This is a genomic window from Scytonema hankhaensis NUACC26, from assembly GCF_045865695.1.
Classification (GTDB): Bacteria; Cyanobacteriota; Cyanobacteriia; order Cyanobacteriales; family Nostocaceae; genus Scytonema.
This window is the reverse complement of record NZ_BAACAP010000240.1, coordinates 86,807-112,828: the sequence shown is the minus strand read 5'-3', so window position 1 is coordinate 112,828 and position 26,022 is coordinate 86,807. Positions and strand designations below refer to the sequence as shown.

Here is a 26,022-nt window from a genome sequence, read left to right as displayed (position 1 = left end):
TCGAACAACCAATGTCAACCATGTTTTGGTTGGAGAGTCAGTAGCGGATTGTAATGCTACCAGTTCTTGGGCGATCGATACATTTACCGATCTTTTGCTCGAAAGGCTCTAACAAAGCCTTATAAGCAAAGTCGTAACCTTCAAAAAGTTGTCGTTGAGTGGAAGAGTGTGACATAATTGTTACCAGTTGCCGTCATGGTGTAACGCGGGCATAGTCGGTCTGCGACAGCTGTTGCTGAAACCTAAGCGCAAATGTTTCACAGCTGTACATTTGATTAGCTCTCGAAAGCTAATCGATTCGGTTACCTTTGATGTGTAATAGCCCTGGAAAGTCCCCCCTGTGTTTAGGAGTATAGGGGGGTTATTCCTGGGTTATCTCATACCTTTGGAGTTCCCCCCTAGTGTTTTAGGAGTATAGGGGGTCAATCCTAGATTTCCTTATCTATGAGTGTTAATAAGTTTAACTTCAAAGAAAAGGAAAGCCAATCAAGGCATCAACACATCAAATGATTTTTAGATTTTGTGAAGTCAGCAGAACCTGTATTCGGAAATCCACTAAATAGAAAGTTATAATACCTATTCCATAAGTGGTAGAAAGCGCCCCTAGTAAAATTTGTTAATAGCATGGCTTTATATCTATGAAAAACATCAAGATTACCAATGCTCTGACAAACAGTGAACTGTTAATAAATGATTGCAAAAGTTACAAAAAGTATCAGACAAGATATATTTTAACTGCTGTTAAGGCTCTTAACCTGCTTCACAAATCTAGTTATCTAAATATACCTAATAAGTATTACTAGGTACATTAAGTTTTATGGCAAAAAGATAAAAATCTAAATTGTGTAACTGGAATTACAGAACTTGCTAAAGCAAAGCAGATACCCTTGTCAGAGAAGAGGCAAACACTGTGAGTGGGAATCCATCCATGAATATGGAGGAGAGCGAGCGGGGAATTAGGGTAAGGAGAAAACTTCCACGAACAAACTCGGGAGCTTATGACCTAATTACACGGACGCGGGGCTTCCCCAAATACTGATTTTCTTTACGAACTTTTCTCCTTGTCCTCTACACCCTCGCGTAATTCGGTCAACTTTTGAAAAATTGCAGCCTTATCTTAGTTTGTACTAATTTTATTTTTCACTATTTAGTCAGGAGTTTCTCATCAAAAACCCTATCTTTACGAAAAATTTATAATTAATTTATTAGTTATTCATATTATTAATATTTGTATATTACAGTAACATCTCTTGCCGATAAAAAGATAAATTTATATTCCGATATATCATATTAAAATTTTTTGATATAAGTTAGGGAATTTTAGAAATTATCAATGACTTGTGAAGAAACCTAGGTACTGTAGGGTGGACAAAGCCCACCGTATAAGCTTTTGAGAGCATTGCCCACCCTACGTGTAATTTAAAAATCAAAGAGGACTTCTATGTAAAATTGAAAATAACCCGTACTAAAAAAATTATTTGTAGCGGGAGTTATAATCTAAGTTTATTTTTAAACATCTATCTATAGTCATAAATAGGGAAGTAGATTCTCACCCAATACTTGTCGGGTTTTGCCTTTTTTTCCTCCCCTGCAATCCCTGCTAAATACGTAGTAGGGTGGGCTATGCCACACATTAGCTGTTGTGTGGCATAGCTCTACCTACTTAACCGAGTAGTATTGGATTCTTATCTATCAGATAGAACGGGCTAGGGCGTGTTGTCAAAGTGTTAGCTCCCCCTAAATCCCCCTTAAAAAGGGGGCTTTAAGAGTATCCTCGTCTAACCAGGAATCATGGTATCAACTTGAACCAGTTCAAACTCACAAGCTCTAGAAGTCAGTTCAGCAGAGAATGGTTCAAAAGTCACAAGTGGTAAAAGTGCGGGATTTTGCAATAATTCTTTTGCCAGCAGGAATCCAGTAATTGTCCAAGTTTGATACTTTCTAGCTTGTTTCCCGATTAATCGACCTTTTTTACCGTCGTAGTACTCCGGCCACTCATCATAGTGCAATCTTTCTTGTGCAATTTCAAGAGCTCTATTTGCCAGTTCCGGTCTATTTGTTTTCACAGCTGCTGCTGATAGCAACCACAATAAAACAGGCCAACTTCCGCCATTATGATAAGACCAAGGAATATTTTTAGGATCGCATCCAGTCACAATTTTATACTCTTCGTCTTTTAAAGCAGGGAAACAAATCTTCACGGGCATATCTCCTATCAAGTCCTCCCAACGTTCGTCAAAGAGATTCATGATGGCTTGCGATTGTTCTTCACTTGCCAGATCTGAGATGACAGCCACTAAATTTCCTAAAGTAAAGAAGCGAGTATCTAGCTGAGAAGGTCCTACATTGCCTACAAGATAACCCCCTTTTCTGGGTAACCATTTGTCCAATTCATAGTAAGGCAGAGAATCAGCATATATATTGAAGAGGTTGATTGCTTCTTTGCCGTATTCCTCACTCTTGAAGCGATAAATCTTGTTCAGACAATTTAAATCCATCCAATAATGTTGACGGATGTGAACCCGTAAGAGTGGTAAGCGATTATCAATAGCCTCCACAATATCTTCATTACCTTGGCAAATGAGGAGTTCTCTTGCCGAACGTAATGCAGTAAAAAATAAAGACTGAATTTCCAAAGGATGACCGTAAATACCCATACGACGGTCTATCATACAAGCACCGTCTGGAACTAATAAAGTTGGGTACATATCAAACCTTGTTGCCAAGCACAGTTCCATAATTAACCGGATACCGTATTGAAATTCAGGTTGATAGGCTAAAGAAAAATCTTTTGTAGCAACTACATATGCACGTAATATAATTATCCACCAAAGGCAGGAATCGACTGGTGTGACTCTAGCGATCGCATGTTCGCCAAAATCGGGTACTAGATATTCTTCTTCACCCTCTGAAACGACTTTGAAGCTAGCTGGTATCAACCCTCGACCCGGTTTGTAAGCATTTAACTGCCTTTCCTTGGGCTGTAACTTTAAGGTTTCTTCTAGAAAATTACGGACAATATCTGTTCTTCCTTTAATCAGAAAAATTAGAGCTGATGATACAAAATCGCGAACAAAACATTGGTCATAATTTAACGCTTCTACTGAACTATCATAGGCAGCTACTGTCCCTACAGGACGCCCTTTATAGTAAAGAATGGAATTTTCTATCGCTTTCCAAGCCTCTTTCTCTATGTTATCAATAGGAACAAAGTCATCTAAATACATTGCAAGAACAACTCCAGTAGTTTAGTAAATGAGTAGTTTGGGATATTGTGGTGTCTACTGCTATTTAGATCATAACAATGATGATTCGTTCAATAGCAAATACAACACTATGCTGGGAATTAATAGCAACAGCAACAGCTTCAAATACCGTCCTTTTGGCAGTATAGTTGACAGTTATTTGCTTTTTTAAATAGTCTAACTGTGAGTTAAAGCTATTTTTTCATATCAAATGATTTAGTCATGATATGTTGTTATATCCAAGCGTCAAAAATATTTTTTGCCGAACAAAAAACATATCTTAAATACTATGTCATTATTGAATGAATTAGTGACTTTATTTAAGTAAAATTACTTAAAACGAGCGAGTTTATTGAGAGCTAAAATGAAATAATATGTCCATGCCTATAAATAAAAATCTATAACGAATTTTTGTAGGATGCAATATGATTTTGGAAATTCATAACTCTTTGTGCTTAAAAAAATACACATTCTACCTCAAATATGACAGAATTAGGAATTTTAGCGATCGCAAGGGTTCTATTGATTTTTGCCTAGCAAATTTTCTCCTAATTGAAGAATACCTGTTAATAGGTAGCTAGAGTAATCCTATTGAATACTCCTCTCAACGCAGGAAACCCGCGAATGAGGATAGCTCCCCTACAAGACTTAATATTTTTCATGAATGCTTTGGGATAACTATATGTTTTTTGTCAAATGTTAATTGCTAACAGCGAACAATTGACCTCTACTTCCAAGAAAGGATAGAAGAAGTCTATTGTACAGCTTTTCTTGAATACAAAATGTGACATAGAAGCCCACAGCAAAATCACAAATTGTGCTATCCAACCACTGTTTCGATCTTAGTAGTACAAGCGCTCTTTCGACTTTGGCTACATCACATCTCGATAATGGGGAACAAAAACTGTAGCTAACTACACAGATTTTACACCAAATGTACCTGTTGGGCTATATCAACAATATAAATTTTTCATGATTCTGAGTAACATACTTGTAAATTTTATACATCAATTATAATTGGCGATCGCCATGATGCCTCAGTAAAAATCCGTAGATTATTCCGGATTCTTGTTAAAATTTCTGTAACTTATGATATTGGATTTCTTATATCTACACAATTGAGAAGATCGGTAAAGTTCAGGTTTACTGTCAAATCTTGTTATTCAACCAGATGATAATATAAGAGTTCTCAATTAATATATAAAACAAAGAATCATTTTGCAACAATTAGTAGGTAGGGCTAAAGCCCACCATTAAACGTCACAGTTGTATTTATTCATTTAAAATATGTTTAATAATTTCTAAAACTAAAGTACTACAGAGCGGTAGAAATAAGGCAAACATGAGTAACAGACAACAAGCTTTCAATAAGAGCTTTTACGCCTTGAGTACTTTGCCTCCTGACTTCTGCCTTCTTGCAGTAGTTTAACTTGTCAGATTTACAAAAAGATTGCAAAGGTTAAAGCCATGTTAAAAACTTTTCCGGCTCGCAAAACTGAATCTGTAGAAAATTTGCTCAAACTGTGGTTGCAGCGTTTTACCCTCAATAAATTTTATCTCTCTATAGGAAATCCACTCAGTTCCAATGAGCTATTACAAGCTAACTCTTTAAAAGGCAGAGCTATTACAGCTGTAAAGCTAAAAGATACAGTATTAGATGTTAATTGCCAAATGGCATGGATTCAAACAAAAGCTCTTTACAATTATATTTCTAACATTCTCGACCTAAATGAAGCAAGGCGAATCACTCAATTTGCCTTTCGCGTATACCGGAAACTCCTAGAGGTATACCAACAACATTCTATAGATGAGACTATACACGCAGCAGAACAGAAAACCGCTTTACCCATATGGGGCTTAGCAGAACTCGAACAGTTGTTATACGAACTAGAACCAATATTGACGATCTTTCAGGAACAACACGTCATATCCAAAGACTGGCGTGCGCTTGGTTTTATGACTTCGCAGTTGAACTTCAGCAACCAGTTAATCTTAAAAAAACTTGCACCAGCCGAAAAAGTTTTGCTCGCTCCCTATCTCAAGTTTGTCGAAGAACAAGTTGCAATGCCCTGGCAAAGAGTATGTCACTCCGCCGCCAAGCACGAGCAAAACTCCCCTATGGTAGCACTTGTTGAACAAATGCTACCTGAATCTGAGAATATAGCTCGAACTGTTTACCGCCAACTCACTGAATTATTGCCCAACCATCGAAGCCGTAGGGGTGGTTTAGCAGATCCAGGAATCACACACTCTTGTATTCGAGACTTGAGTATGTTCCAAGCTTACCTCTGGCTGTGCTTTTTAGAAAGAAGCGTTGCTCCCATAAAACAAGAACTCCTTCCTTTGTGTGTGATGGTTGTTCAAGGTGTAGAAATTCAATGGGAGATGACAGAGAAATGGTGTCAACTCCTTGGAGAAGAAATTGTCAGCCGCATTCAACCAGAACAGAGAGAGTTATTAGAACCTTACACTCAAGCACTACAGCAAATATTTTTTGAGGAACGTCAGCGTTTGCATTTTCCATTAAAAGTGGAACCAGTTTCCGAATGGTAGGAGTCAAAAAGGGACGAATGCAATCGCCCCTATGTGTAAAACTATTTGACCCAACGATTGGTGACTTCAGCAATACGTTGTCCAAAACGTTCGGCTGTCAAGCGATCGCCAGAATCAAGCACAGCTTCTTTACCACTCATATCAAGCTGACTTTGACCCATTGCGCCAAGAAATCCTCCTAGTCGATTGACTCCATCATCCTTACCAAGTAAAAAGCTTTGCAAGTCCCCCAAATTCACCCAAATCATACCATGTTGAGCCGCATTAGTAACTAAATATAAGAGAGTTCCTTGTTTATCACCACTTGGCGAGCTAGAGTGAGTGAAACCAGCAGCAAGCTTGTCTTTCCATCCATGATGGAACCAAATACTACTAGCTGCATCAATAAACGCTTTGAATTGAGCCGCGACACCACCCATGTAAGTTGGCGAACCAAACACAATAGCATCAGACCGATTCAGCTTTTCTATAATTGCATCATCTTTCCAGCGACCATTCACGATTTGCTCGCCAACAATCCGTAAAAGTTCGACAGTTGTGCCTTCAACCTTACCAGCACCTTCAGCAACAGCTTGTGCCATCAGATGAGTATGACCGGAGCCAGAAAAGTAGACAATCGAAACGGTAGGCATGGGATACTTTACTCAATTATGATTACTGATGCACATCATAATTATTCTTGATGGTAGAGTAAATACTCCTTTCCCGCTCTAAAATTCCACTCCAGTATGTAGGGTGGGCAATGCCCACCAATAGCAAACGGTAGGCATTGCCCACCCTACTTGTTTAACTAATCATAAGAGCACCGAAGGGAGTGGCAGCGATGTGTTGACAAATACTTTTTAGCGCTTTCAATTGGGTGCAATACATAAAAAAGTTATGGAACCGCTGATGAACGCAGCCCGTAGCAGATAAATTTGTACTTCATTCAAGTGAAAATTGCTATATTTCTTGTAGTTCCCTAAGTTGTCCGTGTTTAATTGCTGTTCCAAAGATGAATGATACCCTCTGTGCTAGCACTATTATTCAACCAAATGAATCCAAGGCAAAGCAGAATGAACCGTGTTAAATAGACGTTTATCACCTGTGTAGAAGTTTGCTTGGAATCGTTGAGCTAATGCTAAATAATGAGCATCATAAGCAGCAGGGAGGTTAAATTGTTGCGCGACTTGACTTTTTGTTGCTAATTTTATCTATCATGTTATGGTTGATAGATAAAGGTTATTGACCATATTTTTATACAAACTTTACATATGCCTAGCAAATATAGACACAAAACGACATCAGTCACACTCATCAACTATCACTTTGTTTGGATACCAAAGAGAAGGAAAAAAGTACTACATGGACTAGTTGCAAGACGACTAGAAGAGTTGCTTTATGAAAAAACATTCATAGCTAGATTGTGAAATCGTAGCCCTTGAAATCATGGAAGACCATGTTCATCTATTTTTGAGTTGCTCACCAACACTTGCGCCGGATCAAATAATGTTTCGGTTAAAGGGGTACACATCAAGGATTCTTAGACAAGAATTTCCTCATTTGTTAAAACTACCTTCGATGTGGACGCTTATGTTACTTTTGCGGTACTGCTGGTGATGCATCATCGGAAACAATTAAAAAATACATTGCCAACCAGAAAACACGTTAAAAGCTGGATTGCCCCTTTAGGGGCTACGCATTCATGAGCGAAAATGCGGTGTGGCTTTGCCTCCCGCATTATTCGCGTCCCACACCTGAAGGACTGTTGAAACACTACGTCACACTTCGTGTTTCAACCTTGTGGGCTTTCTGCTTTTAATGTTGTAAATTCAGAGCATTACTAAGATATTGTTGGGCTTCTGCGTTCTGTAACTGTTTTGCCAGTTGCATTCGATAAAATACATTTGTAACTTCGTAACATAAGAGGGTGGGAGCAATAATTTTGGTTTTGGTTTGCTCCCATGTATCCCATAATCTTAGATAGAGTGATGTTTCTGAAGGATTATTACAGCAGTTTCGAGGTAAATGAAGTACATGAGTAGGGGCGCAATGCCTTGCGCCCTTACAAGAATTTGTACCTCAGTTAGTTACAATCTGCTGTGATTAACTTAACTACGAAAGAGCGCATCTACACAAATCAATTGCATAGTCATAAGTTTTCTTTATTAGAAAACAAACCTGTCATCAATTCTCGCTCTCTTTCTTCTCGCATTTGATGAATAATTTCATCAATATCTGGTTTGAAGGGTTGCTCGCTACGCCTTTGCTGAATAGCTTGAGCATTAGCTAAGATTGTTGAGCGTAAGTTTTGCCAATTCGATTGATGTGTTAATTTTTGGTTTAATAACTCTCGTTCTTCAGGAGACAAAGCTTTGATTACATTAGCTAAAGATTCAACAAGCTGAATATTCATAATATATTTCCTGTCTTATTATCAAAGCGAAAGAAGTAAATATCCTTCTACTGTTCAACTCATCTTGATAATCGCTAAGGTTTGTAGATTTTTCCATTAGGCATCTTTGCCCCAGTAAGAGCGGAGCTAGCCAAGTCTACTCCACCCAATTTTACCCGGATATAAAGGCATAATAATTGCCTTGCTGTAATTTTTTTCTCTCGTGGAATCTCGCTTCATCTATTTGGGAAGAATAATAACAGAAATAATTTGAAAATTTAGAGAAATGACTTATATCTCATCTGAGTTACCTTCAAATTACATTATTCGTCCAATTCAACTGACAGACTTCGATGTCTTATCGCTGAGAATGATGCCTAACGATCCTCGTCGTTTGCCCTCTTGGGTATCTACAAAGATGATATTAACTCTTTACAAAATTAAAGAGGGTATAGTTCTGGCTGCTTTGCCTGGTAGTTTACTTTATGTGCTGATTTTATTTTATGGAAGTCTCGATCTACCAATTAATTGGTTATGGATATGGGTTAGTTGGTTAATTCTCTTAGGAATTTGTATCTATTATGCCCTAACTCATCCCCATGATTGGCTGTTTATAAAGTAAATCTTCAATTGCCAAATGTATTGTATGGGTTGGGTCGAATGAAGTTGGGTTTCGTTCCTCAACTTATATATGTTGGGTTTCGTTCCTCAACCCAACCTACTAACTAACCCGCTTTTACCAAAACCTCATCCCCTTCAACCTTGGCTGTATACGTAGGTATAGGCTTGTCAGCCGGACCATTAAGAACTTTTCCATCAGCAGCAAATTTAGAACCATGACACGGACAAACAAAAGAATTTTCATCTTTTTTCCATCCGACATCACAACCTGCATGAGTGCAAACGGGATTGACAGCTAGGACTTGACTCGTGTTTTTTGGATCTCGAATTACCAACACTTTGCTACCAGCAAATTTCTCATTGAGAATTTGACCATTTTTGTCTAAATCTGCTACTGTACCAACAGCCTGAAACCCATCAGCACGAGGAGGGCTTGCAGGTGACTGAGTGTTTTGAGAAGTACAGGAAGTGATGACTCCTGGTAAAGAACTCGCAACGCCTGCTACACCAACCCAACCGATAAATTCACGACGTTCCACTGAAATACCTGCCTTGGTTAATTGATTTTCTAAAGAGCTCTTGGATACATTGAGCTACTTTAGCTTAGCTCGATCGCACAGAGTATTGTAATTAACGCTTAATTTAAGTTTCACAACGTTCTCTTTGCTGGAAGCGCAATCGTTAAAATCCATGAAATATTCCTTAATGTTTCTCAAGTTTGTGTAAAGTAAAGGTTTGGGATATCTTATGTTTCTAGTTAATAAATTACTCTTAATATGACCTCGCTGTCCCCTCACAATAAAGCCAAAGCTCTCAAACCCGGTAGTCGTCGCCCTGCAAAGGAACTGTGTAGTGAATGCGGGCTGTGCGATACATACTATATTCATTATGTCAAGGAAGCTTGCGCGTTCATTAATCAGCAAATAGATACTCTCGAACAACAAACCCACACGCGATCGCGCAACCTAGAAAATCCCGACGAAATCTACTTTGGCGTCCACCAAGATATGATGGCGGCGCGGAAAAAGCAACCCATTCCCGGTGCTCAATGGACTGGTATTGTCAGCACCATAGCAATTGAAATGCTAAATCGCGGTCTTGTGGAAGGTGTTGTTTGCGTCCAAAATACCAAAGAAGATCGCTTTGGTCCCATGCCTATCATCGCTCGTACCCCAGAGGAAATACTAGCAGCAAAAGTTAACAAACCAACTCTTTCACCTAACCTTTCCATTCTCGAACAAGTAGAAAAATCTGGGCTAAAGCGACTGTTAGTCATTGGCGTTGGTTGTCAAATTCAGGCATTACGGGCTGTGGAAAAACAACTCGGCTTAGAAAAACTTTACGTTTTGGGAACTCCTTGTGTAGATAACGTCAGCCGTGAAGGATTGCAAAAATTCTTAGAAACCACCAGTAAATCCCCCGATACTGTTGTACATTATGAATTTATGCAAGACTTTCGAGTTCATTTTAAACATGAAGATGGCTCGATTGAAACAGTGCCATTTTTCGGGCTAAAAACTAACAAACTTAAAGATGTTTTTGCCCCTTCTTGTATGAGTTGCTTTGATTATGTCAATTCTCTTGCCGATTTAGTTGTGGGGTATATGGGAGCACCTTTCGGTTGGCAATGGATTGTTGTGAGAAACGAAAAAGGTCAACAAATGCTCGACTTGGTAAAAGAGCAACTCGAAACTCAAGCAGTTATGTCAAAAGGCGATCGCAAAGCTGCAGTCCAACAAAGTATACCAGCCTACGATAAAGGTGTTACCCTTCCCATGTGGGCAGCAAAACTGATGGGCGTTGTTATTGAAAAAATTGGTCCTAAAGGTCTAGAATATGCCCGATTTTCCATAGATTCCCACTTTACCCGCAACTATTTGTATGTCAAGCGAAATCATCCAGAGAAATTAGAATCACACGTTCCAGAATTTGCCAAGCGTATTGTTGGGCAATATCAGTTACCAGAGTCATAGGCTAATAATTCTTTAACTTGCACAACCTCAGTCAGACTAACTCTTGCTCTTGTGGGACGGGCGTCCTCGCCCGTTCTGCTTCAAACCATAATTTTATTTTGATTACAAGACCATTTTACAAAATTTTATATGTAGCTATTAAATGCTGATTCTTTTCTTAAATATCAGTAAAAAATATTGTAATACTGAATTATTTATAAAATTATTTATCAAATCATGCTGTTGGTGGGCATTGCCCACCCTACATTCATAAATATTCTGCCACCAAATCATGCTGTTGGTGGGCATTGCCCACCCTACATTCATAAATATTCTGCCACCAAATCATGCTATTGGTGGGCATTGCCCACCCTACATTCATAAATATTCTGCCACCAAATCATGCTGTTGGTCGGCATTGCCCACCCTACGCTTATAGATAATCTTCTGGCGATCGAGGAGTAATTTATAGAGTAATTAACACTGTCATTAACTAAGCTTAACTTTCAAAGTCTATTCTCTGTTTGGAAGAGTTCAGTGAGTAGGTGTAATAATAAGGATTCTTATTTTAAAAAGTGAGAAATCGAGGAATTTTGTCATCCATAATCAGTGATTGGTCTAGATATGGAAAATTGACAAATCTTATCAATCTTTATTCTAAGGATTGCATGAAATCTACTCATATTTTTAGATGCAGATATTAGAGAGGAGACTATGGCTTTCTCAAGAAGAAAATTTTTTGCCCTAGCAGGTACAACTGCTGCAACTCTAGTTATTGGAGAGAACTTAAAAGGTCTTCATGCAATAGCACAAGGAGCATCGTCACAAGCTTATGGTTATGGACCTCTCATCAAAGACCCTAATGGCTTGCTAGACTTACCTGCTGGATTCCAGTACAGAGCCTTTTCTCGCACAGGCGATCTTATGAGCGATGGTAATCCTGTACCTGGCGGTCATGATGGAATGGCAGCTTTCCCAGGACCAAATCGTTCTGTCATCCTAGTTCGCAACCACGAACTCAGCCCAAACTCCTCAACTGGAGTTATCGGTAACAAATATGACGAGCTTTGTAAGGGTGGTACAACAACATTGGTTGTTAACCCGAACCGCGAGCTTGTTAAAGATTATGCAACACTTGCAGGAACGTATCGTAACTGTGCTGGAGGTCTCACTCCTTGGGGATCGTGGATTAGTTGTGAAGAAAATACTTCCACTCCAGAAACAACTCCACCTACGATAGAACAGCCTGCTAATTCTGGTATTTTCGTACCTAACCCAAACAGAGTTACCAAACGCCACGGGTATAACTTTGAAGTTCCAGCACTTTTAAAACCCAAAAACGGTACTGTAGACCCCGTACCTTTGGTAGAAATGGGTCGATTCAACCACGAAGCTGTGGCTGTAGATCCCAGAACAGGAATTGTCTATCAAACAGAAGATTCAGGAGATAGCCTCTTCTATCGCTTTATTCCTAACAAACCGGGCTACTTGCAAGAAGGCGGTGTTTTAGAAGCTCTTGCGATCGTCGGTTTATTTCAAGAAAACACCAAGACTGGTTTCCCTGTAGGTAAGAAGTACCAAGCCGAATGGGTTCGTATTGAAGATTACGATCCTTATGACGACACCGTGCGGAAAGAAGGTTTTGCCAAAGGAGCCGCACAATTTGCTCGTGGTGAAGGTATATGGTATGGCAACGGAGAGTTCTATTTCTGTTGCACGAGTGGCGGTGCTAATAGTGGCGGTCAGGTATGGCGTTACATCCCTGGTAGAACTGCTAAAGAGGGTGGCACTATTGAACTATTTGTGGAGCCAAACGATAAAAGTATACTAGATATGCCCGACAACATTGTTGTTGCTCCTTTTGGAGACCTGATCCTTTGTGAAGATGGTGATGACGAGCAATTTGTTGTTGGGGTAACTCCTGAAGGTGGACTTTATCAGTTTGCTCGCAACGCATTAAATGATAATGAGTTTGCTGGTGCTTGTTTCTCGCCAGATAATCAGACTTTGTTCGTGAATATCCAAACTCCTGGTATCACTTTTGCTATCTGGGGACCTTGGAATAAATAATTATTCAATTTTGGATTTGGGATTGAGAAAGTCTTGATTGACCACCTCGTTCCCAGGCGGAGCCTTGGAATGCCTTTTAAAAGGCTCCGCCTCCAATACTTGTCGGTTAAGCGTTTTTTTCTTCCCCTGCTTGCCTTAATGGAAAATTTTCTTAGATCTTGCAGTATTGACTCCGCTCTCTTCAATCTGCCAAGCGAGGCTCCGCCTCGCAGACTGCATTCCCAGGCGGAGCCTGGGAACGAGAGAAGGGGTCCGATCCCCTCGAAATAACCCTCTAATGATAACTACTTGCTTGACGGGTAAACATGAGGTGGTACTGTCCGCCCAAAGCCATCAGATCTTCATGAGTTCCGACTTCTATAATTTGACCGCGTTCCATAACAACAACTCGGTCTGCTATTTTAGCCATTGCAAGGCGGTGACTCACAACAACTGCCATTCTTCCTTTGGCTATCTTACGAAAAATACCGTAAATTTCATTTTCTGTTTTCGGGTCTAGATTGGCTGTCGGTTCATCAAGCACGATCAATTCTGCTTGGGACATTCGGAGTAAAGCACGCGCAATAGCTAAACGCTGCCATTGTCCGCCAGATAAATCTACGCCTCCTTCTAACTGCTTGCCTAAAAGAGTTTCTAGTCCTTGCTCTAGCTTCTCGACAACTTCAGCCATACCCGCTTCTGCAATTGCTTGTTGAATAGTCCGTTCATTTTCAAGTTGGTCAAGATTGCCAAAGGCAACATTTTCTCTTACTGTTGTGGGAAAACGAGCATAATCTTGCATCACAACCGCAATACGGGAGCGTAAATCTTCTAGTGAGAGCGATCGCAAATCTTGTCCGTTCCAAAAAACCTTACCATGGCTCGGATCGTAAAGGCGACATAACAGTTTAGCAAGAGTTGTTTTGCCTGCACCGTTTTCACCCACTAGCACAATCATCTCGTTAGGATGAATTGTCAAGTTAATTTCATTGAGAATAGGGCGATCGCTATTAGGATAGGTAAACGAAAGATTTTTGATTTGAATGCCAGATACACTCGAATGTGTGGTATAATTATACGAATCGTTATTCTCCTCAGATAACTGGGGCTGTAACTCCATAATTTGAAAAATTGGTGTAGTTGCGAGCGCTACATCATACAATTCTCCACCACCATCTATCAGTGCGAACAAACTCCTTCTCAATTGCAGAATCACGCCGCTATAAAGCGCTAAATCTCCCAAAGTATAGGTGTTATTTAGCACTCCTATAACTACGTATGCATAGGGTAGTGCGACACCCAATCCACTCAGCAACGACCAAGCAAATATCATTATCGTACCTTGACGGCGAATTTGTTCCATTGCCTGAAACATAGTGTTGAAGAGTCTTTGCCAGCGTTCGAGAAGTACTGTTTGCAGATGAAATAGGCGTACTTCTTTTGCGTATGTTTCCCCAATTAATACTGTCTTATACAAGTCCATTTCACGCGCAAGAGAAGCTTGAGTTTTTTCCACTCTCCAACTTTGCTTGCGGTATTTTAAATCTACATAGGCTGCTGGAGTTGTACACAGTAATAAAATTAGAGGTATCCACCACGTTAAAGCTCCAGAAAGTACAACGGCTGGAATAAAGATTAAAATACCTTGTAACGTTTGCACTAAGCGGAATATGAGTTCTCGAAGTCGCTGTACTCCCTTTTCTGTCAAAGTGACTAAATTGAGCAACTCTGGTGTTTCAAACAAAGCAATATCCTTAAAATTGGAAACTTTGTCCAGCATTAATCCTTCCACCACACCTTTAACGCGATCGCTCAAGGAAGTAAATGTAAAGCTGGTAATTGTGGAAATTGAATCACCTAATAAATTTAGGAGTAGCAAAGCCACTATACTTACCAGTAATTGAGGTTGAGAGAGTATTAAATTAATAGCATTCCCAGTAGTTCCCCTAGTAATGATACGAGTTGCTTCATCAATAATTAATTTATTAAGCCAAAGAACTATAGCGGGAATAACACCTCCAAGTAACATGAGAATTGTAATATTGCGTACTTGTGCTGGGGCTGCTTGAAGTACAATAGCTATACTACGACGAAACGCTTGTAAAGGATTTAACTCAATAATTTGCATATACAGTAGATTGCAACTAAGTGAGGTACAGATTATTGTAAGGGCGCTCTTGCCGCCGCGCCCCTACCGATATACTTCATTTTCATAATTACTATCTACATAGGTGATTTTATTGAATACAGGACTCACCATGCAATAATCCCCTAACAGAGATTAAAATTTTGATACCTATGGCAGCGTTAAAAACTTCTCCTAAACTTTCTTTTACAAGGTTTTTTCAGCAACTCGATCCTCTCTCTAAATTTGTCTTTATCAGCCTTGGGCTTTTTAGCACGGGCTTACTTACCTTTAGTCTGTGGAGGCTGGCAGGGCGCTTGACAGCACCTGAAATCATTCTTGCGGCTGGCGATACGGAAGGTGAAAGCTATATTATCAGTCAGGCAATTGAGAAAGTTGTTGAAAGTAGGTCTAATATCAAAATTACAGTAAGGGAAACTGGAGGTACTTCCCAAAGTTTGGAAATGCTAAAAATAGGTCAAGTGCAGATGGCTGCTGCACAAGCAGATGTTGCTTCTGAAGAAATGGATGTGTCCACTCGCAAAACGAAACCATCAAAGTCAGAGGGGAAAAATGCTGGATTGAGAACCGTAGCTGTTTTATATCAAGATTTATTTCAGTTAGTTGTTAGAGATCCTAGCATTAAGGAATTTACTCAATTAAGGGGAAAAATTGTTGCTTTGCCCGCACAAGGAGGTCAATATAAATCTTTTCAGAAAATAGCAAAGCATTATGGTTTAACTGATATTACAATTACCGGAAATTTAAAAGGTCAACAAGATTATAATGATACAAAAGCAGAAAAAGACTTTGAATCTGGAAGAGCAAACGCTTTGTTTCGCGTTCGTGCTGTTGGAAATAGAGGGATCGCTACACTTGTAGAGAATTACGATGGCAGATTAGTTGCTATTCCACAAGCAGAAGCTATGAAAATTAAGCATCCTGCTTTTGAAAGTACCACAATTCCTCAAGGTGCATATAGGGGAAATCCTGCCGTACCGGATAAAGATTTACCAACTGTAGCAGTCTCAAGACTTTTAGTTGCAAGCGATACGGTTGATAAAAGTGTAATTCGAGAAATCACTGGCATTATATTTGAGAACCGGCAAGCGATCGCAGATGCTGTTTCCCAAGAACATCCTGAAGTCAAACCCCTCATTGCTAACATCAAAGACCCCAGAGAATCAAAGAGTGCAGGTCTTCCCCCACTGCATCCGGGTGCGCTAGCTTTTTATGAGCGCAATCAGCGTTCTTTTGTTCAAGAGAACGCTGATTATTTAGCTTTAATTTTAACAGTTATTCTGCTTGCTTTATCCTGGATTCGACAGGTAAAATCCTGGATGGAAAGTAGCAGAAAAAATGAAGCCGATGAATACATTCAATCAGCCATTAATTTAATGAAAGCCAGTGCGGGCAATTTAGAGAATAACCAAAAGCAGCTTGATGAAATCTTCAAAAAAGCTGCTGATGCCCTAATTGATGAAAGAATTTCCCAAGAATCCTTCCGGACATTTAACGAAGCTTACAAAACTTCGCGAGAAGCAATAGAGCGTGAAAGAGAATTCAACCAAGAACAAATCGAGCAAAAGCAGAGAGAACTTTCTGCCAGTTACATCAAAGCAATAGTTGAGCTATTAAGAAATAGTAATGTTAGTAAGGATATACTTCAGCAAAAAGTAGACACTATTCTTAAAGAAGTTGCAGAGAAATTGGTTATAGAAGAAATTTCCCAAGAATCATTCCGAACCTTTATTGAAGCTTATAAAACCACAAGAGACGCGATTGTTGGTAGGTTGGGTTGAGGAACGAAACCCAACAATTTGAGTCAATGTTAGGTTTCGTGCCACAATTTTCCAACATGAGCGATCGCTCGTTAATGTAAACTCAACAATTCGAGTCAATGTTGGGTTTCGTGCCGCAATTTTCCAACAATTCGAGTCAATGTTGGGTTTCGTTCCTCAACCCAACCTACGTTGATTGGTCACTGCCTCAATCGCTGCTTCTAAAGCGATCGCAACATGAGTCCAATGCGTTCCGCCTTGACAGTATACGACATAGGGTTCTCGTAAAGGACCGTCGGCGGAAAATTCAGAGGTGCTACCCTCAATAAAAGTTCCCCCAGCCATAACGACTTTACTTTCATAACCGGGCATTTCATCTGGAACGGGGTCGAGATAGGAACCTATGGGTGAATTTTGTTGTATTGCTTTACAAAACGCAATTAATTTCTTGGCAGAACCTAATTTAATGGCTTGAATCACATCCCGACGGGGAACAAGGGGTGCTGGATTGACGGGGTAACCCAATTTGTCAAACACGTATCCAGTCAAGTGGGTTCCTTTCATGGCTTCTCCGACCATCTGTGGGGCAAGAAATAGCCCTTGAAAGAGCAATCGATTTTGGTCGAGGGTTGCACCGCCGTAACTGCCAATTCCGGGTGCTGTGAGGCGACAAGCACTGGCTTCTACCAAGTCAGCACGTCCGGCAACGTAACCACCAGCTGTTACAATGGTTCCACCGGGATTTTTAATTAACGACCCTGCCATGAGGTCTGCACCAACGTGTGTCGGTTCTTGAGTTTCAATAAATTCGCCATAGCAGTTGTCAACAAAGCAAACTGTGTTGAGATTTTGCTGTTTGACTATGCTAATAATTTTTTCAATATCGGCAATTGATAGGCTAGGACGCCAAGAATAGCCACAAGAGCGCTGAATGAGTACTAAACGGGTACTGTCGTCTACCGCACGGCTTAAAGCTTCCCAATCTATCGTTCCTTCCCCAGTCAGATCCAACTGTCGATAACGGATGCCAAACTCTATAAGGGAACCTTGTCCGTTCCCACGCAGTCCAATAACTTCTTCCAGTGTATCGTAGGGTGCGCCCACCACAGCTAGCATTTCATCACCGGGGCGCAGGACACCAAATAAGGCACAGGCGATGGCATGGGTTCCTGAAACAAACTGTACCCGCACAGCTGCCGCCTCAGCGCCCATAACTTGGGCGAAAACCTTATCCAAAGTTTCTCGCCCTAAATCGTCGTGTCCGTATCCCGTAACACCTGCAAAATGGTGCGATCCTACACGATAATAGCGGAAGGCGTCTAGCACTCGTTGAAGATTTTGCTTGACCTGAGCGTCAATTCCAGAAAAAATTTGTAACAGTGCCTGTTCTGCTTCACGCAGCTGTTCCAAGCTGTTCATCGGTTCCTCTTTTTAAGAAAACATAAAAAACTTGCGGATTTTTGAATCGCGCAGATTAGGCTGAACAATTCCTACTTCGGGTTATTGCATGACACTCGCTACTCCAACCAAACACCAAATTCACTGGGTCAATACCCTCTTCTTCATTGGTTTGCACATCGGAGCATCGTTTGCCCTGCTTCCCAGTAACTTTAGCTGGAAAGCGTTGGGTTTTGCTTTCGTTCTTTACTGGGTGAGTGGTGGTTTAGGGATTACTCTAGGATTCCACCGTCTTGTTACCCACCGTAGTTTTCAAACTCCCAAGTGGCTGGAGTATTTCTTAGTCTTTTGTGGGACACTTGCCTGTCAAGGGGGACCTATTGAATGGGTAGGGACTCACCGCATGCACCATTTACACTCTGATACGGAGAAAGATCCCCATGATTCCAACAGGGGCTTCTGGTGGAGTCACATGGGTTGGTTAATTTATCAAAGAAAAGAAGATGAAGCAGAAATCCCTCGCTTTACTAAAGACATTGCAGACGATCCAGTTTATCAGTTTTTAGAAAAAAATATGATTTTTCTCCAGCTTGCCCTCGGTGCAGTTCTTCTGCTTTTGGGTGGCTGGTCTTTTGTTGTCTGGGGAATTTTTGTTCGCATCGTTTTTGTTTACCATTGCACCTGGCTAGTCAATAGCGCTACCCATAAATTTGGTTACCAAAGCCATGAATCGGGTGACAATTCCACAAATTGTTGGTGGGTAGCGCTCTTGGTGTTTGGCGAAGGATGGCACAACAACCACCACGCTTATCAGTACTCCGCTCGTCATGGTTTGCAATGGTGGGAACTAGACGTTACTTGGATAACAATCCAATTGCTTCAATTTCTCGGTCTAGCTACAAATGTCAAATTGGCAAATAAGTAAACATAAAGTGTGAAGGATAAAGGATAAAAGTTAATTTTCGATCTTGTAGGTGAGAAACCTATATGAGCTAGAATACTAGGCTCTCAGTAAATCTTTTATCCTTCATCCTTGATTTTTCATCCTTTTTTTGCGCTTTGGTGGATTAGATTGTTATAATCCGAACGCTAGTTTTACAAAACTTTGCGTCAAGGCGCTTTTTTGGTGACTTGGTAGTGAAGGTGCTTTTTTAGGTATTCATGATTACATCAACAGCAAACAGCCACAAACCAAATTCTGAGTTGGGTCGCTCCGAACTGACGCTAAAAGATATTATCAAAAGCTTGCCCCAGGACTGTTTTCAACAGAATTCCCGAAAGGCTTGGATACAATTAGTAACTAACATCTTGATGGTTGGCTTGGGTTATGCCAGTCTGGTATTTTCTCCTTGGTATCTCCTCCCCTTTGCATGGTTTTTCACGGGGACTGCCTTGACAGGTTTTTTCACGATTGGGCATGATTGCGGTCATCGTTCATTTGCCAAAAGCCGTTGGATTAACGATTTGGTAGGTCACGTAATGATGATGCCGTTGATTTACCCCTTCCACAGTTGGCGCATCGGTCATAATTATCACCACACCCACACTAATAAATTGGACGAAGATAACGCTTGGCATCCCATTAGAACAGAAGTTTACGAGAGTTGGGGAAAAGTGTCACAATGGGCTTTTGAATGGTTCATGCGCCTGAAATTATGGTGGATAGCTTCGATTTTTCACTGGGCGGTGACCCATTTTGACTGGTCTAAGTTTCAAGAGAAAGACCGACCCAATGTCAAGCTTTCTGTAGGGGTCGTCGTTCTGTTTGCTGCGATCGCATTCCCAATTCTAATTGCCACGACTGGTATTTGGGGATTTATCAAATTTTGGTTTATCCCTTGGCTAGTTTACCACTTTTGGATGAGTACTTTTACCTATGTTCACCACACTACCTCAGATATTCCTTTCGTTCCAGAATCTAAATGGAATGCTGTGACTGCTCAGCTTCACGGAACAGTCCACTGCGATTATCCTCGTTGGATAGAATTTCTTTGTCACGATATCAACGTTCACGTTCCCCATCACGTGTCAACCGCAATTCCCTCATACAATTTGCGTCGTGCATACGCCAGCATAAAAGAGAAGTGGAGTCCTTATCTGCATTCCGAATCTCAATTTTCTTGGTCTTTAATGAAAGAAATTACAGATGAATGTCATTTGTACGTTGTTGATGACGGCTATCTATCTTTCAAAGACTATCGTCAATCACCTGACCAGTGACCAGTGACCAGTGACCAGTGACCAGTGACCATTGACCAAATAAAGTAGGGTAGGCAATGCCGCACAAAAGCTAGTAATATTAATTGTTTGATAAAGTGGCAATGCCCAATCAAAGCTAGATATGGTGGGCAATGCTCGCCCTACTAATCCTTATCATTTCAACTGATAGGAAAGATTGTCATGCAAATATAAATGCGGGTTAACTTTTGCTGACCCGCAAGCAAAGTCATGCTTTGCATTCACACCAGATTACACCCAAGAACAAAATAAAGTGCAAACCAATACCGTTGATTCAACTAAGATTCGCAATAGCTGTGAGCTATCAGAAAATATCACCCAGTTACCATTCAGCCTAAGTACTATAAAAGCTGCAATTCCATCTGAATGCTTTCAGCCAAATGTTGGAAAATCATTGTTTTTCTTTTTCCGAGACATTCTAATTATCGGTTTGCTCTACGCAGTTGCTCATCATTTAGATTCTTGGTTTTTCTGGCCTATTTTCTGGGTTATGCAAGGGACAATGTTCTGGGCTTTATTTGTCGTTGGACATGATTGCGGACACCAATCTTTTTCTAGGAAGAAATGGCTCAACGATACGATCGGTCATCTTTCCCATATACCAATTCTCGTTCCCTATCATGGTTGGCGAATTAGTCACAGAACTCACCACCTCAATACTGGACACCTAGATAATGACGAAAGTTGGTATCCTGTCAGTGAATCTCAGTATAAGGTAATGCCCTGGGAGCAAAAGATAGGTCGATACTATCTATTTTTACTTGCTTATCCAGTTTATCTATTCAAACGTTCTCCAAACAAAGAAGGCTCTCACTTTTCTCCAAACAGCCCACTCTTTAAACCTTCTGAAAAATGGGATGTTCTTACTAGCACTGTGCTTTGGACTAGTATGGCAGGTTTACTTGGTTTTCTAACCTATCAATGGGGTTGGATGTGGTTACTTAAATACTATGTTGGACCCTATCTTGTGTTTGTTATGTGGTTAGACTTGGTGACTTTTCTACACCACACTGAACCAGATATTCCTTGGTATCGTGACGAAGAATGGACTTTCCTCAAAGGTGCGCTTTCAACAATTGACCGGGATTATGGTTTTATCAATCACATACATCATGATATCGGTACTCATGTTGCTCACCATATATTTCTTAACATCCCCCACTACAATTTGAAGAAAGCAACTGAAGCGATTAAACCTGTCTTGGGTGAGTATTTCCGCAAATCTGAAGAACCAATTCTCACTTCACTATGGCGTTCTTGTATAAGTTGCCATTTTGTACCAGATACTGGAAATAAGGTTTACTATACCAGTGACCAGTGACCAGTGACCAGTGACCAGGTTTCTGGTACCTGGTTTTAGGAAATTATCTTTATCTTGTGGTACGGGCGTCCTCGCCCGTCTTTTGCAACTAGTACACCATGGCATAAATAAGGCAACTATTAGTAACAGAGAAAAAGCTGATGTTCAAAGCTTTTGCGCCTTCTGCCACGCCACTTGCTGTAGCCGGTGAAACCCGTCCACCGCAGTGGCTCCTCTGCCTCCGGACTTCTGCCTTCATGTACTAAAACCTTCCATTACCCAAAACAATATGCTTTGTAGTTGTCAAACTTTCTAAGCTAATTAATCCTCTCCGATGACCTTTCTGATTTGACATTCCTAGAAAAACTGAATCTCCTCGCGAAGGATTTCGGGAAAACCGGGGAGAAGCATTGATATAACTAGAAGCACTATTCACTCCTAAAGCAAATTGTCTGCTTTCCTGATAGGATTCGGTTGCAATACAATCAGCATGTCCGCTACTGTACTGGTTAATCCAAGCTATTGCTGCTTCTAAACTATCTACTAATTTGAAAGAAACTGTTTTTGTTAAATAAGGGCTTCCCCATTCTGTGTCTTTTGTTAGTTGCAACTGAGGAAAAGCATCGACTAGTTCGGCATCTCCCTTGATTTCAAAGCCCTTTTCTTTCAAACTGTTCCATAATGTAACTAAGGATGATGGTAAGGCTTGGCGATGAATTAAAACTTTTTCAATAGCGTTAACTGGATCGGGTTCGCTTTGGTGGCTGTCCACAATCATCCAGCGTACCATTTCTAAACTGCCATTGGGTGACCAGTAGAGGTAACAGTTACCCATAGCCGATCTGAGCACTGGAGATGTTGAATGCCTTACAACTTGCTGTACTAAGCTAGAACGTCCGTAGGGAATCACGAGGTTTAAATAACGATCTTGGGTAACTAAATCCCTAATGGATGTTCCGTGTTCTTCTGTAATTAGCTGTATGCAATCTTCTGGAAGACCAACATCGGCTATGGCATTTGTGAGTGCGATCGCAATTGCACTGTTAGAATGAATTGCTTCTGTACCACCTCTGAGTATGATACTATTTCCAGTCTTGATGCACAAACCTGCAGCAATTGCTCCTAACTCAGGAAATGCTTCATAAATAAAAGCGATCGCACCCAAAGGCATTAACTGTGAGTAGGTTTGCGAGTCTTCTAATTGATAGTCAGCGTGTCTCACCCGCCGCAATGGATCTGATAATTCCCCCAATCGTTGGAGAATTTCCACTGTCATCTCTAAGCGTTTTGGAGTCAGTTTCAGCCATTCCAACATTAAATCTGGTAATGCCATTTCGCGGCTGGCTTCTAAATCCAAGGTATTCGCTTCTAAAATATCATCAAACAAGCGAGCGAGCGACTCTGCCATTGACAGCACAGCGCGACTCCTATCTATGCCTTTTGTCGTTCCTAATTTTAAGGAAGCATGATGGGCACGTCTCGCACTCATGACTATTGGTTCGGAGTAATTGTCAAAATCATCCACTGTCGCCTCGTTATCGTCTGTAGGTGAGCCAGACCATCAGTGCTGGTAGAATAGCCAACAGAACTGCCACCATCGCCCAAGCAATAATGCTGTAACCACTTGCCAATCTTAGTGCTAATGGTAACCATATAATCACTAACACAAAAATTATACCAAGGGCTACTGGCAAATAGTTTTCTCCCCAACGAGGATGGACAACTTGCCAAGAATTTCCCATCCAGCGCCAAGCTCGCTTGTATGGATAGGTGGTGGATAGCTGCTCGAGTACATATCCATTATCTTCTACTACGAATATTTGCGGACAGCGATCGCATCCAAAGGCTTCTGTCAGCGTAATTGGAACTAACCGTCCCCGGCGACGGCAGGGGCAAAGATATTCCGTATTCAAATCTATTTTTTCTGGTTTTTGAGGTTGCACAAGCGAACTTTTAACTTGAGCGTGTTTGCTGTTGGTTAAGAGGTATAGTCTCCTTTCACATTATTCATCAAGTTAACTATCCTCTCCTGAACTTTTTATAACATTAGCCAGATTGGGTAAGTCTTGCTCCCCAACTATTTATTTAATTTTACTCACCGATAAGACTGCTTTGGCACACTATCAACTAGAGTTTTCATCAGTTCCAAGCAGTAAAACTATTAAATGAAATACAAAATTAAAATTATTGGTTTAGATTAAGACAAGGTTTTCTTATAAGTCCGGCGTCCTCCTTTTCGTTTTCAATATTCCACCTTCATAGGAGCTACACAAAGTTAACTCGTATCGCATAACTATATTGTAGTTTGTGAAATTACACATTTCGGTTCATTTAAGTATATTTACTTTAAGTTATTTAACATTCGACCTTCACAAGCAAAATTTTAATCTTTACTTTATATTTTGCCAAAAAGAGCGCTCTACGCAACCTCAGTATCATTTATTCTATCCGGATAATCTTTACTGAAGTTTAACAATTTTTTCACTTATGGCTTGAGGAAGCACTAGCTAGAAAAAGGGAGTCGGGAGTCGGGAGTGGAAAATAGACATTCATTCTTCATTTTTCATCAAGAGGAGTTGATGAATTGAATTTTTCCGAATCTCCACTAAACCATGAGATATTTCCTCAGCCCGTGATAGTACAGCTATACTCAATAAAGCTACAATTCCTAAGACAAATAAAACAAGTGGCTTATTTCTGGTAAACTCACTTTCTTCTTTTTGGACGGGTTGTTTGAGTTCTTGGAAGATTTCTTTTTTCATGCAAGAATCCTTTTTATTTCCACCATCCCACCACAAATTCTGTTCGCATAACTCCTTCAAGTCTCTATATTTCTTTCTAAGCTCGCAAGTATTTTTATATGACATTTTTCCGTTCCTTTCAAAAGAAAAAACCTAAATTGTCCCTAAAAATTTCTCATTAGTTTTCTTTACCTTATTTATCCATTTTTGATAAGTTTTTAGAATTTCTGAATAAGGAATTGTACTTTCTGTTATCAAATCAAAAAGAAAAGGCTGAAATCGTTTGGGAAATATTTTGTGCATGAGTTTAGCAAAACTCGTTCTCACAAGAAACTCAATAAACAACTTTTGAGATAAAGGCAAAGTGTAGTTACTAAGTTCAAGTAAAGCATAAGCATCCGGTCGGCGACGAACAGTAAACTGTTCTAATGCTTCTACCAAATTGTCTGAATACTCATCCAAAAGACGGTCGAACACAACTACATCTTCAAGGGCAGAATTACAACCTTGACCAATAGAAGGAGGTACGGCGTGAGCGGCATCTCCAATTATCAACACGCTATCACCGTGATGATAGCGGTTGCAACTAACTGACACAACTCGTGATATTGGTCTTGATGCAAAAGCTTCAGCTTCTTCCTCTGCGATCGCGCCTGCTATTTCTGGAAAATTCTCCTGAAAATATTGAAGAACTTTTTGTTTACTACAAAGTTCAGCTATTTGATTTTTCCCATGAGGAAAATTAATGACCCCACTCCAGCTTCCATCTAGTTGATACAGCAACAATAAATTAGTTGCATTGTTTAGTCTTAGCCTCCACGAATGTAAATTACTAGGTTGAAGGTGAAGTTTTAACTTGGGATCGGGAGGAGAAATAAAAATAGATTTATAGTCTTTATAAAAATACTTTTGCTGAGACTCAAAACCATCAGTATTAAGTAACTCTTCTCTAACCGCAGAACTCGCTCCATCTGCACCGATCAGTAAATCGTAGTTTACATTTTTGAATTCAGTTTGCCCAGTAGAATTATTTTCAAATTTTACTATCTTATTAGCAAAATCTACACCAGTACATTTAGAATCAAAATGAATTTTGACTCCGCTACTGTCGTAACTAGAAACAAGCTTTTGTAGAATTGCGATCGCTAAATTAGTGCGATCGAGAGTCAGTTGAGGAGTTCTGATACGTCTAAATACAGTTTTACCGTTTTTCTGATGAATGATAGTTCCCGAAACTTCCACACTCACAGCCCTAACAGCTTCCTCTAGCCCAGGAATATGACTCAAAGCATTGATTCCCCTAGGTGAAAGTGCTAGAGAATAAGTTCTGTATTTAGGAAACGACACCAAACGGGGATCTGCGCGACGCTCGTAAATTTCGATTTGGTATTTGCGATCGCTCTTAGCGCAAGCTGTACCCGGCTTATCGCGACGTAACAAATAGTGTGCAAGTAGAAGACCGCTCGGTCCAGCGCCAACGATAACTACTTTCTTAGTCATAATTTTCTTGAAATGAGAAGACTTCTAAAATCGACCTACCACACTTTTAGCCCATTCTGTGCTTCAAAAACCTCCTACCTTAAAAATACTTAAAGAGTAAGCCCCAGACCGGGATTGACGGGAATATAGTCAGAATACTTTACTC

At 40.3% G+C, this 26,022-nt stretch carries 20 protein-coding genes and 1 pseudogene; 10 read left to right on the top strand and 11 right to left on the bottom strand.

Going from position 1 to position 26,022, the window contains the following annotated elements; translation table 11 throughout:
• Positions 1 to 37 precede the first annotated feature (37 nt).
• Both ACKTT2_RS40450 and ACKTT2_RS40445 read right to left on the bottom strand, forming a co-directional pair.
• Entirely contained in the window at positions 38 to 175 is a 138-nt protein-coding gene (locus ACKTT2_RS40450) for a hypothetical protein (protein WP_407897114.1), read from the bottom strand.
• Positions 176 to 1,778: 1,603 nt separating this feature from the next.
• A complete protein-coding gene (locus ACKTT2_RS40445) occupies positions 1,779 to 3,227 on the bottom strand; it encodes a glycoside hydrolase 100 family protein (protein ID WP_407897112.1) in 1,449 nt (482 codons plus the stop codon).
• 1,485 nt (positions 3,228 to 4,712) lie between these two features.
• Here ACKTT2_RS40445 and ACKTT2_RS40440 point away from each other — a divergent pair.
• A complete protein-coding gene (locus tag ACKTT2_RS40440) occupies positions 4,713 to 5,798 on the top strand; it encodes a hypothetical protein (RefSeq protein WP_407897110.1) in 1,086 nt (361 codons plus the stop codon).
• A 41-nt stretch (positions 5,799 to 5,839) separates the two neighbouring features.
• Here the strand turns inward: ACKTT2_RS40440 and ACKTT2_RS40435 are convergent, their stop codons facing one another.
• Positions 5,840 to 6,430: a flavodoxin family protein gene (locus ACKTT2_RS40435; protein WP_407897108.1), complete on the bottom strand. Its 591-nt coding sequence runs from the start codon at positions 6,428 to 6,430 to the stop codon at positions 5,840 to 5,842.
• A 621-nt stretch (positions 6,431 to 7,051) separates the two neighbouring features.
• Between ACKTT2_RS40435 and tnpA the strand changes: the two are divergent.
• Positions 7,052 to 7,449 (top strand): annotated as a pseudogene (gene tnpA, locus ACKTT2_RS40430) (IS200/IS605 family transposase).
• 480 nt (positions 7,450 to 7,929) lie between these two features.
• Here tnpA and ACKTT2_RS40425 read toward each other — a convergent pair.
• Entirely contained in the window at positions 7,930 to 8,193 is a 264-nt protein-coding gene (locus ACKTT2_RS40425) for a hypothetical protein (protein ID WP_407897106.1), read from the bottom strand.
• 265 nt (positions 8,194 to 8,458) lie between these two features.
• Here ACKTT2_RS40425 and ACKTT2_RS40420 point away from each other — a divergent pair, with 265 nt between their 5' ends.
• On the top strand, positions 8,459 to 8,794 hold the full coding sequence (locus ACKTT2_RS40420; RefSeq protein WP_407897104.1) for a hypothetical protein: 336 nt from the start codon (positions 8,459 to 8,461) through the stop codon (positions 8,792 to 8,794).
• A 103-nt stretch (positions 8,795 to 8,897) separates the two neighbouring features.
• Here the strand turns inward: ACKTT2_RS40420 and ACKTT2_RS40415 are convergent, their stop codons facing one another.
• Positions 8,898 to 9,332, bottom strand: a complete 435-nt coding sequence (locus tag ACKTT2_RS40415; RefSeq protein ID WP_407897102.1) for a QcrA and Rieske domain-containing protein — start codon at positions 9,330 to 9,332, stop codon at positions 8,898 to 8,900.
• A gap of 237 nt (positions 9,333 to 9,569) precedes the next feature.
• Between ACKTT2_RS40415 and ACKTT2_RS40410 the strand changes: the two genes are divergently transcribed.
• A complete protein-coding gene (locus tag ACKTT2_RS40410) occupies positions 9,570 to 10,766 on the top strand; it encodes a Coenzyme F420 hydrogenase/dehydrogenase, beta subunit C-terminal domain (RefSeq protein WP_407897100.1) in 1,197 nt (398 codons plus the stop codon).
• 693 nt (positions 10,767 to 11,459) lie between these two features.
• The gene (locus tag ACKTT2_RS40405) at positions 11,460 to 12,815 is read left to right on the top strand and encodes an alkaline phosphatase PhoX (RefSeq protein ID WP_407897098.1); all 1,356 of its coding nucleotides are present in this window, start codon (positions 11,460 to 11,462) and stop codon (positions 12,813 to 12,815) included.
• Between the two features lie 274 nt (positions 12,816 to 13,089).
• Here ACKTT2_RS40405 and ACKTT2_RS40400 read toward each other — a convergent pair whose 3' ends face one another.
• Positions 13,090 to 14,922 (bottom strand): ABC transporter ATP-binding protein, encoded by a 1,833-nt coding sequence (locus tag ACKTT2_RS40400; RefSeq protein WP_407897095.1) that lies wholly within the window; start codon positions 14,920 to 14,922, stop codon positions 13,090 to 13,092.
• Between the two features lie 170 nt (positions 14,923 to 15,092).
• On the opposite strand from ACKTT2_RS40400, the gene ACKTT2_RS40395 reads away from it, so the two are divergent.
• Positions 15,093 to 16,721 carry a TAXI family TRAP transporter solute-binding subunit gene (locus ACKTT2_RS40395; RefSeq protein ID WP_407897093.1) on the top strand — a complete coding sequence of 543 codons (1,629 nt, stop codon included), beginning with the start codon at positions 15,093 to 15,095 and terminating at the stop codon, positions 16,719 to 16,721.
• Between the two features lie 156 nt (positions 16,722 to 16,877).
• Here the strand turns inward: ACKTT2_RS40395 and ACKTT2_RS40390 are convergent, their stop codons facing one another.
• Positions 16,878 to 18,119: a methionine gamma-lyase family protein gene (locus ACKTT2_RS40390; protein ID WP_407897091.1), complete on the bottom strand. Its 1,242-nt coding sequence runs from the start codon at positions 18,117 to 18,119 to the stop codon at positions 16,878 to 16,880.
• An 88-nt stretch (positions 18,120 to 18,207) separates the two neighbouring features.
• On the opposite strand from ACKTT2_RS40390, the gene ACKTT2_RS40385 reads away from it, so the two are divergent.
• The 4 genes from ACKTT2_RS40385 (at position 18,208) to ACKTT2_RS40370 (ending at position 21,847) form a co-directional block, all read left to right on the top strand.
• Positions 18,208 to 19,023, top strand: a complete 816-nt coding sequence (locus tag ACKTT2_RS40385) for an acyl-CoA desaturase (RefSeq protein ID WP_407897089.1) — start codon at positions 18,208 to 18,210, stop codon at positions 19,021 to 19,023.
• A gap of 236 nt (positions 19,024 to 19,259) precedes the next feature.
• Entirely contained in the window at positions 19,260 to 20,318 is a 1,059-nt protein-coding gene (locus ACKTT2_RS40380) for a fatty acid desaturase (protein WP_407897087.1), read from the top strand.
• Positions 20,319 to 20,589: 271 nt separating this feature from the next.
• On the top strand, positions 20,590 to 21,657 hold the full coding sequence (locus ACKTT2_RS40375) for a fatty acid desaturase (protein ID WP_407897084.1): 1,068 nt from the start codon (positions 20,590 to 20,592) through the stop codon (positions 21,655 to 21,657).
• 10 nt (positions 21,658 to 21,667) lie between these two features.
• Complete coding sequence (locus tag ACKTT2_RS40370) at positions 21,668 to 21,847, top strand: hypothetical protein (protein ID WP_407897082.1); 180 nt, start codon at positions 21,668 to 21,670, stop codon at positions 21,845 to 21,847.
• A 51-nt stretch (positions 21,848 to 21,898) separates the two neighbouring features.
• Here ACKTT2_RS40370 and ACKTT2_RS40365 read toward each other — a convergent pair whose 3' ends face one another.
• The 4 genes from ACKTT2_RS40365 to ACKTT2_RS40350 all read right to left on the bottom strand — a co-directional run bounded on the left by ACKTT2_RS40365 (position 21,899) and on the right by ACKTT2_RS40350 (position 25,877).
• On the bottom strand, positions 21,899 to 23,125 hold the full coding sequence (locus ACKTT2_RS40365) for a glutamate-5-semialdehyde dehydrogenase (protein WP_407897148.1): 1,227 nt from the start codon (positions 23,123 to 23,125) through the stop codon (positions 21,899 to 21,901).
• A 46-nt stretch (positions 23,126 to 23,171) separates the two neighbouring features.
• Positions 23,172 to 23,579 (bottom strand): hypothetical protein, encoded by a 408-nt coding sequence (locus ACKTT2_RS40360; protein WP_407897080.1) that lies wholly within the window; start codon positions 23,577 to 23,579, stop codon positions 23,172 to 23,174.
• A gap of 606 nt (positions 23,580 to 24,185) precedes the next feature.
• A complete protein-coding gene (locus tag ACKTT2_RS40355) occupies positions 24,186 to 24,503 on the bottom strand; it encodes a hypothetical protein (protein ID WP_407897078.1) in 318 nt (105 codons plus the stop codon).
• A gap of 27 nt (positions 24,504 to 24,530) precedes the next feature.
• Positions 24,531 to 25,877: an FAD-dependent oxidoreductase gene (locus ACKTT2_RS40350; protein ID WP_407897076.1), complete on the bottom strand. Its 1,347-nt coding sequence runs from the start codon at positions 25,875 to 25,877 to the stop codon at positions 24,531 to 24,533.
• Positions 25,878 to 26,022: the final 145 nt, after the last annotated feature.